Annotated in this window: 15 protein-coding genes; 3 read left to right on the top strand and 12 right to left on the bottom strand. The window is 70.2% G+C overall.

Annotation, left to right across the window (positions count from 1 at the left end):
* Positions 1–47: 47 nt before the first annotated feature.
* Both ACFVYE_RS40870 and ACFVYE_RS40865 read right to left on the bottom strand, forming a co-directional pair.
* Positions 48–569, bottom strand: coding sequence for an ATP-binding protein (locus ACFVYE_RS40870; protein ID WP_383967903.1), 522 nt, complete (start codon positions 567–569; stop codon positions 48–50).
* A 183-nt stretch (positions 570–752) separates the two neighbouring features.
* Positions 753–1,070 carry a hypothetical protein gene (locus ACFVYE_RS40865; RefSeq protein ID WP_383967906.1) on the bottom strand — a complete coding sequence of 106 codons (318 nt, stop codon included), beginning with the start codon at positions 1,068–1,070 and terminating at the stop codon, positions 753–755.
* 208 nt (positions 1,071–1,278) lie between these two features.
* On the opposite strand from ACFVYE_RS40865, the gene ACFVYE_RS40860 reads away from it, so the two are divergent.
* Positions 1,279–2,412, top strand: a complete 1,134-nt coding sequence (locus ACFVYE_RS40860) for a PLP-dependent cysteine synthase family protein (RefSeq protein ID WP_383967909.1) — start codon at positions 1,279–1,281, stop codon at positions 2,410–2,412.
* 38 nt (positions 2,413–2,450) lie between these two features.
* Here the strand turns inward: ACFVYE_RS40860 and ACFVYE_RS40855 are convergent, their stop codons facing one another.
* From ACFVYE_RS40855 to ACFVYE_RS40840, 4 genes are all read right to left on the bottom strand, one after another.
* Positions 2,451–2,930: an SRPBCC family protein gene (locus tag ACFVYE_RS40855; protein WP_383967912.1), complete on the bottom strand. Its 480-nt coding sequence runs from the start codon at positions 2,928–2,930 to the stop codon at positions 2,451–2,453.
* 86 nt (positions 2,931–3,016) lie between these two features.
* Positions 3,017–4,528, bottom strand: coding sequence for an SDR family oxidoreductase (locus ACFVYE_RS40850; protein WP_383967915.1), 1,512 nt, complete (start codon positions 4,526–4,528; stop codon positions 3,017–3,019).
* Positions 4,529–4,643: 115 nt separating this feature from the next.
* Positions 4,644–5,096: an SRPBCC family protein gene (locus ACFVYE_RS40845; protein ID WP_383967917.1), complete on the bottom strand. Its 453-nt coding sequence runs from the start codon at positions 5,094–5,096 to the stop codon at positions 4,644–4,646.
* Positions 5,097–5,161: 65 nt separating this feature from the next.
* On the bottom strand, positions 5,162–5,998 hold the full coding sequence (locus ACFVYE_RS40840) for a DeoR/GlpR family DNA-binding transcription regulator (protein ID WP_382909020.1): 837 nt from the start codon (positions 5,996–5,998) through the stop codon (positions 5,162–5,164).
* A 273-nt stretch (positions 5,999–6,271) separates the two neighbouring features.
* Here ACFVYE_RS40840 and ACFVYE_RS40835 point away from each other — a divergent pair, with 273 nt between their 5' ends.
* Complete coding sequence (locus ACFVYE_RS40835) at positions 6,272–8,575, top strand: hypothetical protein (RefSeq protein WP_383967994.1); 2,304 nt, start codon at positions 6,272–6,274, stop codon at positions 8,573–8,575.
* On the opposite strand, the gene ACFVYE_RS40830 is transcribed toward ACFVYE_RS40835, so the two are convergent.
* The 4 genes from ACFVYE_RS40830 to ACFVYE_RS40815 all read right to left on the bottom strand — a co-directional run bounded on the left by ACFVYE_RS40830 (position 8,545) and on the right by ACFVYE_RS40815 (position 12,938).
* On the bottom strand, positions 8,545–10,983 hold the full coding sequence (locus ACFVYE_RS40830) for a right-handed parallel beta-helix repeat-containing protein (RefSeq protein WP_389608644.1): 2,439 nt from the start codon (positions 10,981–10,983) through the stop codon (positions 8,545–8,547). The genes ACFVYE_RS40835 and ACFVYE_RS40830 overlap by 31 nt on opposite strands.
* A 151-nt stretch (positions 10,984–11,134) precedes the next feature.
* Positions 11,135–11,644, bottom strand: coding sequence for a hypothetical protein (locus ACFVYE_RS40825; protein WP_383967923.1), 510 nt, complete (start codon positions 11,642–11,644; stop codon positions 11,135–11,137).
* Positions 11,645–12,000: 356 nt separating this feature from the next.
* Entirely contained in the window at positions 12,001–12,477 is a 477-nt protein-coding gene (locus tag ACFVYE_RS40820; protein ID WP_383967926.1) for a DUF6643 family protein, read from the bottom strand.
* 221 nt (positions 12,478–12,698) lie between these two features.
* Positions 12,699–12,938: a hypothetical protein gene (locus ACFVYE_RS40815; RefSeq protein WP_383967928.1), complete on the bottom strand. Its 240-nt coding sequence runs from the start codon at positions 12,936–12,938 to the stop codon at positions 12,699–12,701.
* Here ACFVYE_RS40815 and ACFVYE_RS40810 point away from each other — a divergent pair.
* Positions 12,840–13,181 (top strand): transposase, encoded by a 342-nt coding sequence (locus ACFVYE_RS40810; RefSeq protein WP_389608646.1) that lies wholly within the window; start codon positions 12,840–12,842, stop codon positions 13,179–13,181. The genes ACFVYE_RS40815 and ACFVYE_RS40810 overlap by 99 nt on opposite strands.
* Here the strand turns inward: ACFVYE_RS40810 and ACFVYE_RS40805 are convergent.
* Both ACFVYE_RS40805 and ACFVYE_RS40800 read right to left on the bottom strand, forming a co-directional pair.
* Positions 13,093–13,305 carry a DUF6207 family protein gene (locus ACFVYE_RS40805; protein WP_383967931.1) on the bottom strand — a complete coding sequence of 71 codons (213 nt, stop codon included), beginning with the start codon at positions 13,303–13,305 and terminating at the stop codon, positions 13,093–13,095. The genes ACFVYE_RS40810 and ACFVYE_RS40805 overlap by 89 nt on opposite strands.
* Before the next feature lie 345 nt (positions 13,306–13,650).
* Positions 13,651–14,895 (bottom strand): hypothetical protein, encoded by a 1,245-nt coding sequence (locus ACFVYE_RS40800; RefSeq protein WP_389608643.1) that lies wholly within the window; start codon positions 14,893–14,895, stop codon positions 13,651–13,653.
* Between the last annotated feature and the right edge of the window lie 138 nt (positions 14,896–15,033).

Raw genomic sequence — 15,033 nt, 5'->3', positions numbered from 1 at the left:
CCCGCGCCCCCCCCCCCCCCCCCCCGCTCCACTTGCCGCCGTCTCGGCTAGCCGACCACCGACGACCGCGCGACAAAGGGCGTTCTGCTCTCCAGATATGTGACGGCGTCCGGCTCGAAAGGTCCGTCGGTGGTTGCCCCGTACACCGCGTGCAGCGGCTGCGCGACGAACAGGGAAGGCGCCGGAAGAGTGAACCAGACAACCTTCCCGGCCCCGCCCCTCGGGCAGACCCCCCAGCTCTCGCTGACCGCAGCGATCAGCGCGAGCCCGCGCCCCGACGTACTGGACGCAGAGGCCTCGCGCACGGTCGGCAGCCGTGGGTCGTGGTCGTGGACGGACACCGTCAGCCGTTCGAGCAGCAACTCGATCTCGACGGTGCAAGACTTGTCCGGCTGGGCATGCCGGTGGACATTGGTCAGCAGTTCGGTGACGCCGAGCGCCGCATGGTCGATCAGAGGATCGAGATGCCAGTAGCGCAGCTGCGCCGAAACGATTCTGCGGACCTGACCGATCCGCGACGGCAGGGCCTGGAGCTCCACCGTGCAGTGCCTGCTCGGCTCGCTGATCACGGCTGCGACTCCCCGAAATAGGTCCGGAAGAAGACGAAGGAACGATCCAGCAGATGACTGGCTGCTGATTCAGCTCCGGCGGTGCGGATCACAATGTCACCGCCGGTAAACCACGAGTGACGTGTGACCAATGTCGCTCAGGGGGCACTGCTGCGCAACTCGCGGTGTACCGGCGGCGCCCTGTCAGATCATCCGGCCGCCCGCACGACGCAGCGTCTCGAGAAATCTGTGGGCCGGCCCGGCCTTGTCCGGACTGTGGTTGCGCTGCCCCATCGTCAGCCGGTACCGCGTGCCGTTGAGGCGTGCCACGGCCGCACCTGCTCCGGCGAACCACGGCCTGCCCGCGCTCACCGCCACCACTGGGGCGCTGTCGATCTCCCGGCCGTAACTGGTCAGCAGAGCCAGTCTGCCGTCCTTGACGATCACCTGCCCCGCCCTCGTGACTGAGCGGGCCCACCGCTCGATCCGTACCCCCGTCGCACTGAACTCCGTTTCCGGCATGACTGCTTCGCCCCCTTCGTAACGCTTCTGATGGGCAGTCTGCACAAGCCGGGACCGACGCGCCAGACCGCGTCCCGGCTCGATGCCGCAGCTGTTCCGCCCGCCGGCACCAAGGCAGGGCTATGGACCATCAAAGTGAACGTTTGTGCGGGTAGACGGAATATCGTTGCAGGTGGAGAGTGACGGCGACACGAGGAGGAACGTGCTGATGGGCACCGCAAAGCACAGAGATGACGGCCGGGCCGCGGCGACCATCGACATCGACCGCTCCGACCCCGAGTACCGGGCCTGGCTCAAGGAAGCCGTACGCAAGGTCCAAGCCGACGCCAATCGCTCCGCCGACACCCATTTGCTGCGCTTCCCGCTGCCCGAGGCATGGGGCATCGACCTCTACCTCAAGGACGAGTCGACACACCCCACCGGCAGCCTCAAGCACCGGCTGGCCCGCTCGCTCTTCCTCTACGGGCTCTGCAACGGCTGGGTCCGGCCGGGCAAGCCGGTGATCGAGGCGTCCAGCGGTTCGACGGCCGTCTCGGAGGCGTACTTCGCCAAGCTGATCGGTGTGCCGTTCATCGCCGTGATGCCCCGCACCACCAGCCCCGAGAAGTGCCGGCTGATCGAATTCCACGGCGGCCGCTGCCACTTCGTCGACGATTCACGGAAGCTGTACGAGGAGTCCGCCAAGCTCGCCGCCGACACCGGCGGCCACTACATGGACCAGTTCACCTATGCCGAACGGGCCACCGACTGGCGCGGGAACAACAACATCGCCGAATCGATCTACCAGCAGCTGGGACTGGAGCGCTACCCGGAGCCGACGTGGATCGTCGCCACGGCCGGAACCGGCGGCACCTCGGCGACCATTGCCCGCTACGTGCACTACATGCAATTCGACACCCGGATCTGTGTGCCCGACCCGGAGAACTCCTGTTTCTTCGACGGCTGGACCCACCACGACCCCCTGGCCACCAGTGACTGCGGCTCCCGGATCGAGGGCATCGGCAGGCCCCGGATGGAGCCGAGCTTTGTGCCCGGGGCCATCGACCGGATGATGAAGGTGCCGGACGCGGCCAGTGTCGCGGCCGTGCGCGCCCTGGAAAAGGCCATCGGCCGGAAGGCGGGCGGCTCCACCGGAACCGGGCTGTGGAGCGCGTTCAAACTGGTCGCCGAAATGGTCGGGCAGGGCAGCACCGGCAGCATCGTCACCCTGATCTGCGACCCGGGCGACCGTTACCTCGACAAGTACTACTCCGACAGCTGGCTCGCCGAACAGGGCCTGGACATCGCCCCGTACACGGAAACGATCGACTCCTTCCTGGCCGACGGCAACTGGCCCGGATAGCCGGGACGGGGCGCGGTGCACCCGGTCCGCGGCCGCTCTCAGGCCGCGGACCCGGTCAGCCGCCTGTCGAGATTGCGTACCGCGTCCCGGAAAGCCCGGCCCAACCCCGACCGGCCCAGCCGCAGGGCGAACCGGAAGGGTGCGGAACCGTCCGCGGCGAACGTCCACTGCACCTGCGTCCCGGTCCCGGCCGGGGTGAGTCGCCACTCCTCCAACAGGGCCCGCAGACCAGGGGCGTTCGACTCGTCGACTCGGTAGACGTACCGCTCGCCGGGCGCCGCCGCGACGATCGTCTCGCGCAGCACCGTGCCACCCTTGAGCCGGACCTCACGACCTGCGCCGTCCTCGGTGGGCCGGGCCGCAGTCACCGAGGTGAACCAGCTGGGCCAGCCGGCCACATCATCGGCGAGCGCGCGGTAGACCACCTCGGGAGGCGCTGACACCTCGGCGGCGAAGACCAGTCGCAGTGGAGCGGACTCGACGAAGTCGAGGTCCACGGAACGGAGTCGGCGTGGCACGGATCGCACCTCCCGTGCGGTCGGCGGCGGGCGGGTAGCGCACACCATAGCTGACACATCATCAGATGTCCCTGCCCGCCGGGGCGTTATGCGGCAGAGTGCTGAGGGACCGCCCGTGCGGCTGCGGTGATGTTGCGGGCCATACCGCCGAACACCACCGAGTGGAACGGCCACACGCTCCACCAGTAGGCGTGGCCGAGCAGTCCGTGCGGATGGAACAGCGCCCGTTGTCGATAGACCGTCCGCCCCTGCTCGTTCCGGTCCACCGACAGTTCGAGCCAGGCCGGACCGGGCAGCCGCATCTCCGCGCGCAGCCGCAGCAGCTCACCCGGAACGATCTCCTCCACACGCCAGAAGTCCAAGGAGTCGCCCACCCGCAGCCGCTGCGCGTCCCGCCGCCCGCGCCGCAGCCCGACGCCACCGACGATCCGGTCGAGCCAGCCCCTCACGGCCCAGGCCAACGGGAAGGAGTACCAGCCGTTCTCGCCGCCGATGCCCTCGATCACCTGCCAGAGCGCGTCCGGCGCCACCGGCACCGTGAGTTCCCGTTCGTCGCTGTAGAGACTGCCGCCGGACCAGTCGGGGTCGGTGGGCAACGGGTCACTGGGGGCACCGGGTACCGCCGCGGACGACCAGCGGGTATCGACCCGGGCATCCTTGATCCGTTGGAGCGCCAGCCGCAGCGCCTGATCGAAACCGATGGTGCCGCCGGCCGGATCGGGTACATAGCGGGCGATGTCGTGCTCGTGACAGACCACCTCGTGACGCAGAGACTGGGCCAGCGGCCGGGCGATGGAGGGCGGCACCGGTGTCACCAGGCCGATCCAGAGACTGGAGAGTCCCGGGGTGAGCACCGGTACGGGGAGGATCACTCGGTGCGGCAGCCCGGCAACCGCGGCGTACCGCTGCATCATGTCCCGGTACGTCATGACGTCCGGACCGCCGATGTCGAACGTACGGTTCACGTCGGCCGGCAGGTGGGCGCATCCGACGAGATACCGCACCACGTCCCGTACCGCGATCGGCTGGATCGATGTGCGCACCCAGCTCGGGGTGATCATCACCGGCAGCCGTTCGGTGAGATGACGCAGGATCTCGAACGATGCCGAGCCCGATCCGATGATGACCGCAGCCCGCAGGACGGCCGTCGGTACCCCGGAATCCAGCAGAATGCGCCCCACCTCGGCCCGCGACCGCAGATGCGGTGACAGTTCCCGTCCGGGCACCCCGGCCGGAGTGAGCCCCCCGAGGTAGACGATTCGGCCGACCCCCGCCGCCCGTGCCTGCTCGCCGAAGATCCGGGCCGCCCGGCGGTCCGTCTCCTCGAATCCGGGTCCGGAGCCGAGCGCGTGCACCAGGTAGTACGCCACATCCATGCCCCGCATCGCCGCCCGCACCGAGGCGGCGTCACAGACATCGCCCTCGACCACCTCGACCAGGTCCGCCCACGGGTGGTCACGCAGTTTCCGCGGGGTCCTGGCCGTCGCGCGCACCTGGTGGCCGGCGTCGAGGAGTGCGGGCACCAGTCTGCCGCCGATGTACCCGGAGGCACCGGTCACCAGACAACGCAGCCGCGTACCACCGGAGGATTCGGTCACTCGCCCGAGTCTTCCACCGGACCGCCGTACGGGGCCCGGTGGAGCACTCCGAACGGCGGCACGCGGCACCCGGGCTCACCGCACCGCCACCGGCCCCCCGCTCAACCGCGGCCGCCTACGGATGCGGCCGCGCCGGACGGTCCAGCATGCCGTCCAGCGCCCGGCCGAAGACCCGGCGGCCCGCTCCGGCGAGCAACGGATCGGCCCACCGCGGCAGCAGCCGGACAGCCAGCTCCTCCACCCACACCACATGCGATCCGGAATCTGTCGGATACACATCGATCGACGCCCGGCCCAGCACCAGCGAACCGCGCTTCTCCAGTCGGCACAGCCCCGCGCGCCCGGCTGCGGGCGGTGTCCACCGCACCACTTCCATCGGATCGTCGAACCCCAGCGGCCCCACACCCGTGCGCGCCACGAAAACGGTCCCGATCCCGGTCGTCAGCCCCGTGGGAACGGTGATCGTGGTCAGTGGTACATGCGCCGCGTGCCGCTCCCAATCCGTCACCCGGCGCCAGGACTCGGCTGCGGGCAGAGGCGTGAAACGCTCGATCCGGAAGACGGCCACAGCACGATCCTAGGCCGTGCACCGCCCGTCGCGAGCTGAGCGGAAGCCACCTACCGGCCGATGGTTCAGGAGTCGGCGTCCGCGATGCGGCCCGTCACCAGCAGGCCCGGAAGATGCTCCTCGATCTCCTCGCGTGCGGCGGCCGACAGACCCGCGTCCGTCACGAACGTGTCCACCTGCTCCAGAGTCGCGAACGAACTCAGGCCCACCTTGCCCCACTTGGTGTGGTCGGCGACCACCACCACACGCCGCGCCGACTGGACGAAACGGCGGTTGGTCTCGGCCTCCGCCAGATTCGGCGTCGAAAGACCGGCCTCCACCGAGATCCCGTGCACCCCGAGGAACAGCACATCGAAGTGGAGCGAGGCGATCGCCTGATCGGCGACCGGGCCGACCAACGAGTCCGACGGGGTCCGAACCCCACCGGTGAGCACCACCGTGGCCGCCCCGGTACGCGCCCCGCCCGCAGCCCCCGACCGCTGCGCGGAGTGGAACACATCGGCGACCCGCACCGAGTTGGTCACCACCGTCAGATCCGGTACGTCCAGCAGCTGTTGGGCGAGCGCATACGTCGTCGTACCGCCGGAGAGCGCGATGGCGCTGCCGGGCACCGCCATCGCCGCGGCCGCCCGCGCGATGTCCTCCTTGGCAGTCAGCTCCAGAGCCGACTTGGCCTCGAAACCGGGCTCGTGCGTGCTGGCCTCGACCACCGGAACGGCCCCGCCGTGCACCTTCTCGATCACACCCTGGCGGGCCAGCGCGTCCAGATCCCGGCGAACAGTCATGTCGGAGACGCTCAGCTTGCGGGTCAGCTCATTGACCCGGACCCCGCCGCGCCTGCGTACCTCGTCGAGGATCAGGGCGCGCCGCTGCTCCGCGAGCAGGTTCTGATTCTCGCTCAACGCCGGTCCGGTCCTTCCCTCTGGCCGTACAACAGTCTCTTCGGACGGGGTCATCCTGCCACGCGGTGTCGTGGGCCGTCGCACTGGGGAGATTCCGTGAGAGCGGTGCGTACACCGGCCTTCTTCCATGATCCTGGTGACCGTGCATCAGCACTCCCCCCACGACCGAGAGAGCGAGTCACTCCAGTGCCACCTGTCACCCAGGCCCCGCAGAGTCCGGGGCCCGCGCTGGAACTGCTGGTCCATGGCGTGGGCGGAGCCACCCCGCAGGAGATGCTCGACGATCCGCGTCCGGTCCGGGTCACCGGCGACGCGACCGCCGCCATCTACCGCCGCGCCGGCGACATGGACGCCGAACAGCACCCGGAGCGCTACCGCGACCGGCCCATCGCCGAGGCCTACTGCTGGTCCAACCTCACATCCGGCAACGGCTCCCGCGCCCTGTGGCTGCTGCTGCTCCCGTTCATGGTGGTCAACCTCGCCCACTGGATGCGCCCCACCGCCCGGGGACGCACCCGCGCAGTGCGCCTGTACGGCGTCCTCGTCCGGCTCGTCGCGCTCAGCCTCACGGTCCTGCTGACCGCGGCGGCGTGCGAGGTCGCGCTCGATCTGACGGCCTGGCAGTGCGCGGGCGTGCCGGACTGCTCGAACCAGCGGTCCTGGCTCGGCTTCCTGTCGACAGCACAGGGCGGCTGGTGGTCCCAGCCGGGCCGAAGACTCGCCCTCGCCTCTCTGGTGCCCACCGCCCTGGTGGGGCTGCTCTGGTTCCTGTCCAACCGGACATGGAGCGCGTACGAATCGCAGCGCCCGCTCACCGGATCCGAACCGGACGACGTCGACACCGCTCACGACCCGAACACCTCCGGCATCGCGGCCGGTGGCCGCTCGGCTCTCGGCCGGCCCGGATTCTGGTACGGCCGCCGGCTGGTCGCCCGGCTGCGCGCCGCCCACACCGCCGCCGGATTCCTCACCGTCGCCGCATCGCTCGCGGGCGCCGCGGCCCGCCACGACCGCGCAGTCACCGGCCCCGTGCCCGAGATCCTCGGCAGGCTGATCGAGGCGGCGCTGGTCCTGGGCGCACTCGTCGTGCTCTGGGTCGTCTGCCGCCGCGGCCGCAGCGAACGACGTCTCGACAACCGGCTCGACCATGCCCTCATCACCTATCTGCCCGGCGCCGCCCTGGCCCTGCTCGTCCTCGCCGCGGTGTACGCGGCCTGGTCGCGCCCCGCCTGGGTCTCTGCGGGCGCCCTGCCCGGCGATGCCACCTTCAGTGTCGTCATGCTCGGCCAGGGCGTGCTCGTCGTCGTCCTCGCCGTGGTGTCGCTGGGCCTGTACCGCCGGACCCCCGAACCCCGCACCGTCATGTACGGACTCGGCGGACCGGCCGTCGCCATGCTCGCGTGCGCTCTCGGCGGTGTCATGACCGGCGGCGTCGCCCAGCGTGTCGCCGACTGGCTCGACGGCTCCGGCACCCCGGGCATGGGCAGGAACCCCGTCATCGAAGGACCGCCGGTGCTGCTCAGCTGGCAGGCATCGGTCATCCCCGTGCTCCTGGTGCTGCTGGCGGTACCAGGCATCCTGCTGCTCGTACGCACCTGGCTCGCCGCCCGCGCCCTGGAACCCGAGATCGACCAGGAGTACGGGCAGGAGCGGCCGGACCCCGCCCGGACCCGGCAGATCGCCCGGGTCCGGGCCACTGCAGCCCTCACCGACTCCGCGCCCTGGATCCTCGGCCCGGTCTCCGGCGCCACGCTGCTGCTCGGTACGGCGGCGGTCGGCGGGGCCTGGGCGAGCGGTGAAGTGCCCGGGCTCGCGATGAAGGGAAGCGGCCCCTTCGTCGAGTCCGTGGCCGAAGCGGCCCAGTCGACCGGCTCCTGGATGGTCGGACTCGGCTTCCTACTCTTCGTCACCTGGGGACGGCGTGCCTACCGCGACGCCTCCGCCCGGCGCACCATCGGCATCCTCTGGGACGTCGGTACGTTCTGGCCGCGCGCCGCCCACCCCTTCGCACCGCCCTGCTACGCCGAGCGCGCCGTCCCCGATCTGGCGTCACGGATGTCCGGCTGGACCGGACAAACCCACGGCAGGCTCGTCATCTCCGGCCACTCCCAGGGCAGCGTCCTGGCAGCGTCCGCGGTCTGGCAGCTGTCCGCCGAGACCAGGAGCCGGGTCGCCCTGCTCACCTACGGCTCGCCGGTCGAGCGACTGTACGCGCGCTGGTTCCCGGCCTACTTCGGCCCCGCACCGCTGCACGGACTGCACCGGTCCGTGAACTGCTGGCGCAACCTCTGGCGGGCCACCGACCCGATCGGCGGCCGGGTCCGGCTCGACGAGGGACCGGGGCCCGAGGTGGACCGGGGGCCGCTGAAGGACCCCCTGGTCTACGGGCGCACCCCCGAGCATCCGCTGCCCGAACCCATTCTGGGGCACTCGGACTACCAGGCCGACCCGGTCTTCGCCCAGGAGCGGGCCGCGCTGCTGGACCGGCTGGCACCGGTCCTGCCGCGCCAGGCCGACGGGGAGGGGGCCGAGGACACCCCGCGAGCTCAGGGGAGCTCCGGCAGATCCTCCGGGTAGAGCAGCGTGAGGTCGTCCGTGCTCGGCTCGGCGAGCTGGGCGACCCGGCCCGCATGCCGCTCCACCATCGACTCGAAGGTCTGCCGAGCCGTCCGACCATTGCCGAAGGCCGGTCCCTTGGGAAGCTCCGTGAAGTACTTCAGCAGTGCTTCCCCGGCCCCGGAGGCCAGGTTGTACTCGTGCTCGTCCGCCTGCTGCTCGACGATCCGCAGCAGCTCGGCGGGCTCGTAGTCGCTGAAGGTGATGGTCCGTGAAAAACGGGACGCCACACCGGGGTTGACGGTGAGGAACCGCTCCATCTCATGGGTGTACCCGGCGACGATGACGACCACCGCGTCCCGGTGGTCCTCCATCAGCTTCACGAGCGTGTCTATCGCCTCCCGGCCGAAGTCCCGGCCGGAGTCCTCGGGTGACAGGGCGTAGGCCTCGTCGACGAACAAAACCCCGCCACGCGCCCGGTCGAATGCCTCCTGGGTGCGGATGGCAGTGGAGCCGATGTGCTCACCGACCAGATCGACGCGCGACACCTCGATCAGATGGCCGCGCTCCAGCACCCCGAGCGAGGCGAGGATCTCGCCGTACAGCCGGGCCACGGTGGTCTTGCCGGTGCCGGGGGACCCGGTGAAGACGAGATGGCGCCGGACCGACGCGGCCTTGAGCCCGGCCTCCTGACGCCGGCGGCCGACCTCGATCATGTCGGTGAGGGCGCGCACCTCCCGCTTCACGCTGTCCAGGCCCACCAGCGTGTCCAGTTCCCCGAGGACGGCGTCCGACGCGCGTACCGGATCGGCGGCGGGCACCTCGGCCGGGGCGGGCTCCACGGCACGGGGCCCGGGGATCGCGCCGAGCAGCCCTGGGGCCGACTGGGTCGCCGTCAGCACGGTCGGGGCCGGGGGAGCGGGGGAGCGCAGCGCGCTCTCGTCGCTCGTGCAGTCCTCCACGACGGGCCCCGCTCCTGTGCCGTCACCGTGGGCGGCGCCGCCTTCGGCGAACTCGTATCCACCGCGGGCACACCGCTCGGTACGGCAACGGGTCAGAGTCGTACGGCAGCCGTCCATCACATGGAAGCCATAGCCCTCGCTTCCGGTGACCCGGCAGCTGTGGAAGGTGCCGCGGCCCTCGGCGGAGACATAGAAACCGGCCTCGGCGGGGGAGCTGACCGTGCAGCGCTCGATCCTCGGGTCGGCGCCCTTGGTGACGATCACTCCGGTCTGCGCAGAGTCGATGGTGCAGTTGTTCAGCGTGCCGCCGCTGCCGTGGTCGCGGAACCAGGCGCCGGTGGAAGCCTCACGGATGCGGCAGTCGTCGAGCTGGGCGGTCGCCCCGTCGCTCACCGACACCGCGGTATTGCGGATCTGGGACAGATCGCTGTCGACCACGTCGGCACGCGATCCCCGGTCGAGCACGAAGATGGCGTCCGGTACGTCGTGGACCCGGCAGGCGTCCAGTATCACGGTCGCCCCGTCGCTCACCCAGACCGCCGGGTAATCGCCCGTACTGTCATGTATTTCGCACTGGTTGGCGTCGACACGGGTGCCGGGGTCCCAGACCGACAGGCCGTTGCGACCGAACCGGCGCACCGTGGAGCGGGTCAGGGTGAGGACCGAACGGGAACGCAGATCCACCGCGTTCTCCGGGATGTCGTGGATGTCGCAGTCGGCGAGTGTCAGTACGGCGTCGGTGTCGAGCGTGACCCCGTCCGCCGACGTGCGGTGCACCGTGCAGTCGGTGAGGTGGGCGGCCGCACGAGCGGTCACCTGTACCCCACTGCCCTTGATCTCGTACACCTCGCAGCCGACAGCCTCCAGGCCGCTGCCCTCGCCGGTGACACTCAGCCCCGCCCCCGATGCATGGTGGATCCGGCAGCGCTCCAGCCGCGGATGCGCACCGTCTCGTACCGAGAAACCGGACTGGCCGGACGAGACGACCTCACACTGTTCGAACACCCCACCCGCACCGTCGAGTACGGCGATGCCGACCCCGGCCGGGTTGTCGACCGTGCAGCGGCGTACGGTCGGCCGGGCCGCACCGCGCACCTCGATCCCGGCTGCCGAACGCGTGACGATCCGCAGGTCCGCGAGCTCCGGTGCGCCGTCCTCGACGAGCAGCGCCGGGGCCGTCGAGTCCTGACCCTCCACATGCAGGTCCGTGACGACGGCGGAGGCACGGACGGTCAGCGGTACGCCGTCGACCGGTGCGATCCGAACGGAACCGACCGAGCCCTCGGGGCCGCGCAGCGTCACCGCGCGGTGCAGGACCAGATTCTCCCGGTAGGTGCCCGGCGCGACGGTGAGGACATCACCGTCCGCCGCGGCCTCCAGGGCTGCGGTGAGGGAGGCGTATTCGCCTGTGCGGCGCCGCCACCGCGATGTGCCGGTGTGCGTCACCTGGACCGTGCCCTGTGCCATGGCGCTGTTGTGCCCCCACCTCGTGCGTGTGTGATGCCCGTGTCACCGGCCTTGCGGCAGCGAGGAACCCGGGCCCGCCCACCGAGGAAGCGGGCGGGCCGGTCCACCGTAGCGCGCGCGGCGGGCGGGAGTTGACCCGATCGGCAGCTGATCAGCTGCCGGTCCCGGTCCTGCCCCAGTCCGGACCGGCCTTCGCCCAGGCTCGGTCGATCTGCGTGTACCGCCCCCGCACCATGCGCCAGACGATCAGGCGCCGGCCGCCCTCGACCAGCCCGACGGCGAGCAGCATCGCCCCGAGCCCGGCCAGCGCCGCATGCGTATGAGCCGTCGGAGCGTCCATGGGCCGCAGCGCCGGGCGGCCGTCGAGGTCTGTCCAGATCTTCACCTCGGCCCCGGGATCCGTCTTGCGGGAGGAGGTGGTCACCGTACCGCGGCGGTCCGTGCCGTCCGGGGCCTTCCAGCGCGCCACCACCGAGGTCTGGGTGGTGCGCTCCGAGGACACTTCGGGATCGGTGACGAGACGTGACGCTCCCGGGGCCCGGCGCACCACGACCGCGGTCGTGGTGTGACGCTGGGCCTGCTGGGCCCGCACCGATTTCTGCAGGGCGTCGTCCGTGAGCGAACCGCACACCCAGCCCACCGCCGGTGTCGCCAGCACCATGAGAAGCAGTGCGACAAGAGCAACCCACGCCTCGCGCCGGTCAGTGGCGCGGCGCAGGGGATTGTGCCGCCAACGCCACACTCCCGTAACCGCTCGCACAGTCCTGCACCCCCTTCCGTATCCGTCATAACCTGATACGGCACGCTTCGCTCGCCGGAGCGGCGAAGAGAGAGCAACCTCACCCTGGCCAACGCACGGACCCTCCCCGTGAGTTCCCTGCCCCGCCGGTCCGGGCTGACGGGCCGTCCGGGGCGCGTGCGACCGAGGGGCTGTGCTGCCGGCGCGGGAACGCCGAGGTCGCCGTCGAGTCCCCATGGCTCGACGGCGACCTCGTGCGACCGTGTGCGATTCCCGGCTCAGTACCCCCGGCCCTGGTACGGGCGGTTGTACGGGTCCTCGTAGGGCGAGGGTGCCGGGGCGGGGCGTGGTGACGCCGGACGCATCGCCTCGTAACCGGTGCCGGGCGCGGGCCGCTGCTGCTGTTGCGGCGGATAGGGCGCCTGGTACCCGCCGCGGGCCGCGGTCGGCTGCTGCGGGATGTACGGCGCCGGGGCATGCTGCAGCTGTGCGGGCTGCATCGGGGCGTAGCCCTGCTGGGTCGGCTGCTGGTAGCCGTACGACGGATTGGGCTGGGAAGGCGCCGCGGGAAGAGCCGGCAGCGCCGCCGGGAGAGCCGGCAGATAGCTGTTGCCGGTGTCATAGGCGGCAGGCACTCGGATCGGAGCGATCTGAGGGGTGCCCCGCTCCGCGACCAGGGAGTCGTAGATCGGAGTGTCGGGGAACGACGGTGCGGCGTAGTAGCCGCCGCCGTAGGTGGAGCGGGGGGAGGTCATGACACCTAAGTTAAGCCCACGATGTGCTGGTTGGGGAGTCCCAATCTTGGGGTTATCCGTTTTACGCTGGTTCTGTCCGACTGACCTGCCAAAACATCGTTAAAGCTTCCGTTAACAGCGGGGGCTTTTCCGCTGGAGGGCACCATGGCTCGCGGTCCTCCACGGGTATGAGTAGTTGAGGTACAGGAAATCCCAGTCAGATTGATCTTGCTGGGGTGCGCCTACTTCGAGGGCGCATCGAGCTGGCGGGGGAGGGCGTCGGCGCGCAGCTCCCGAAGGTTCGGAATGTGGTTGTAGAGCGTCCCCGGTGAGACACCGAGCACCTGGCCTCGGAGCACGCCTTTGCGGCGGTCGACGGGCGGCTGTTCCTGCCCGAGACTTGGGCGCCCGGGTCTGCGAAGGCCGACCCGGACAAGGTCGCCCGCCGCACCGCGTGCCAGATCCCCGACGGTATCGGGCATGTGGAGAAGTGGCAGTTCGCACTCGACATGCTTGATGAGACCCGCTCGTGGGGAATCGAGGTGCCGCTGGCCATCGCCGACGCCGGATACGGCGATGCGGCGGCGTTCCGTCTCGGCCTGCAGGCCCGCGGCCTCAACTATGTCGTGGGCATCTTTATACTTCGTGGTGGCACGGCGTTCGGATGTCCGCGTACACCCGCGCCCTCACGCCCGCCTCTCCTGGAGCCCGCCACATCGGAGTGATCCCGGAGTTGGCCCACCACTGCTGCAAGCTGTCCATCACCGCACGGATGGTGTCTTCGTCGGCGGCGGTGACGTCCAGGACCACGAGGCCCGGGTCGGTGATGTGCTGCTCGTCGATACGCATGCCCGCGATGACGAGGCGGCGCGGCGGCCCGGTTCGTCGGCAGCCCCGCGACCGCCCGGACGGGTGACAGCCGTAGTCGTGCTGCTCTTTGCAGGTCGCGGGGGGTGCCACCGGGCTCGTGGACAGGGAAGGTGCAGCCCGCGGTCTGTGACAGGACGACCTGGGCTGCTGCCCCTCACACCGGGGCCCGCGCCACCCCAGAGGGTTCGGGCTCGGCGATACCCGGCCGGAGGGGGCCGACGGTGGTGCCAGGCCCGAAGCCCACCCCCTTCCCTGGCTGACAGGTGCTGCGCCCTCCGGTGGAGCCGATGCCGGCCCAGCAGCGGCGTGGCCGTTTGTGGGCACTCAGCGGGCGGCATCGAACTGGCGCACCACCTGGGGCAAGGCCTTGAGGACCGTCGTGGAGTGGTCGAAATCGCCGATGTCAGTGAGCTGTTGGTCGGCGCTGTTGGCGGTCAGCTGGCGTTGGCAATGCAGGGAGTTCGCAAAGGCGACGTCCTTGTCACCCCTGGCGTGAAAGAGGTGTACCGCGACTTCGGGCCGCCAGGCGCAGGTGGTGTCCAGGGCCTTCAGTTTCTGTCGCAGCTCTCCCGTGGGGTTGCGCACCTTCTGGAGGAACTCGTCGGTGAACAGTTCCTTCGAGGTCGTCGGCAGCGCGGCCGCAATCTCCGACGCCTCGTGGTTGCCGTCGAACAGTGACTCCACCGTCTTGTCGTACGGGGCGCGGAACGCCTGGCCCGGCGTGTCGTACAGGCCGTACATCCGGTGCCACGCGGTCGCGAAATAGGCGAGGTAGAGCGATGACCGGGCGACCTTGTCGTCCGCCGCGGCAGCCTCGAAACGACTCAGATTGAACGGGCCGGCAATCGGGGCGAGAGCGCCCGGGCGGAAGTACGGATCGATGTTCTGTTGCAGGGCTCGCCCGACCATCATCGTGGCGGGTCCGCCCTGGGAGAACCCGCTGATGAGGACGCGCTGGTCCAGGTCGTGGCCGTCCCGGCGGGCGAACGCACGAGCTGCCCGTAATGCATCCACCGAGGCGCTGACGGTTGCCTCCGGGTTCCCGTACGGATGGAATCCGGGGCCCTTGCCCAGGCCGAGGTAGTCCGGGGCGGACACCGCGCGGCCGGTCGAGGCGAACAGCAACGCCGTGGCCCGGTCGGTGGACTCGTCGTTCACCGAGGCCACCTCGCCTCGGTACACCTCGGTGCCGTGCAGCCAGGACACGACCTGAAGGTCGCGTTCGTCGTTCTTCGGCATCGCGACCAGCTCGCTGGCCGTAGTGGGTCTGCCTGTGATGTCGACGGTGCGATACACGATCCGATGGGCCCGTACGCCGTAGCGGATCTGTGCCGTATCGATACCCGTCTTCGCCAGGCGGTCAGCGACCTCCTTGGCGTTCAGGTCCACCACAGGGGTCGACGAGACCACCGCACCGCGTGCTGAGGGCTGCTGCTGATCGGCCAGGGCTGCAGACGGGGAGGAGCTCTGAGGGGCGCCGCACCCTGTCGCCGCCAGTGCGGCTACGACGCACACCAAGGTGAGCACACCGGACTTGACTGTGCTTCTACGGAGCCGAGAAATGTTCATGGCTGGACTCTGTCGTTCCCGGCACACTCGGCGCATTGGGACCAACACCCGTCTCGGCAGGGGGGTTTCCCTAGGTTCCGCAAGAGCCACGTCGCCTGGCACCTTCGCAGGCCAGCGAACTGCCACCTGCCACATGTG

The sequence above is a fragment of the Streptomyces sp. NPDC058239 genome, from assembly GCF_042882185.1.
GTDB lineage: Bacteria > Actinomycetota > Actinomycetes > Streptomycetales > Streptomycetaceae > Streptomyces.
The sequence above is the reverse complement of the archived record's forward strand: the minus strand, read 5'-3'. Positions and strand labels throughout refer to the sequence as shown.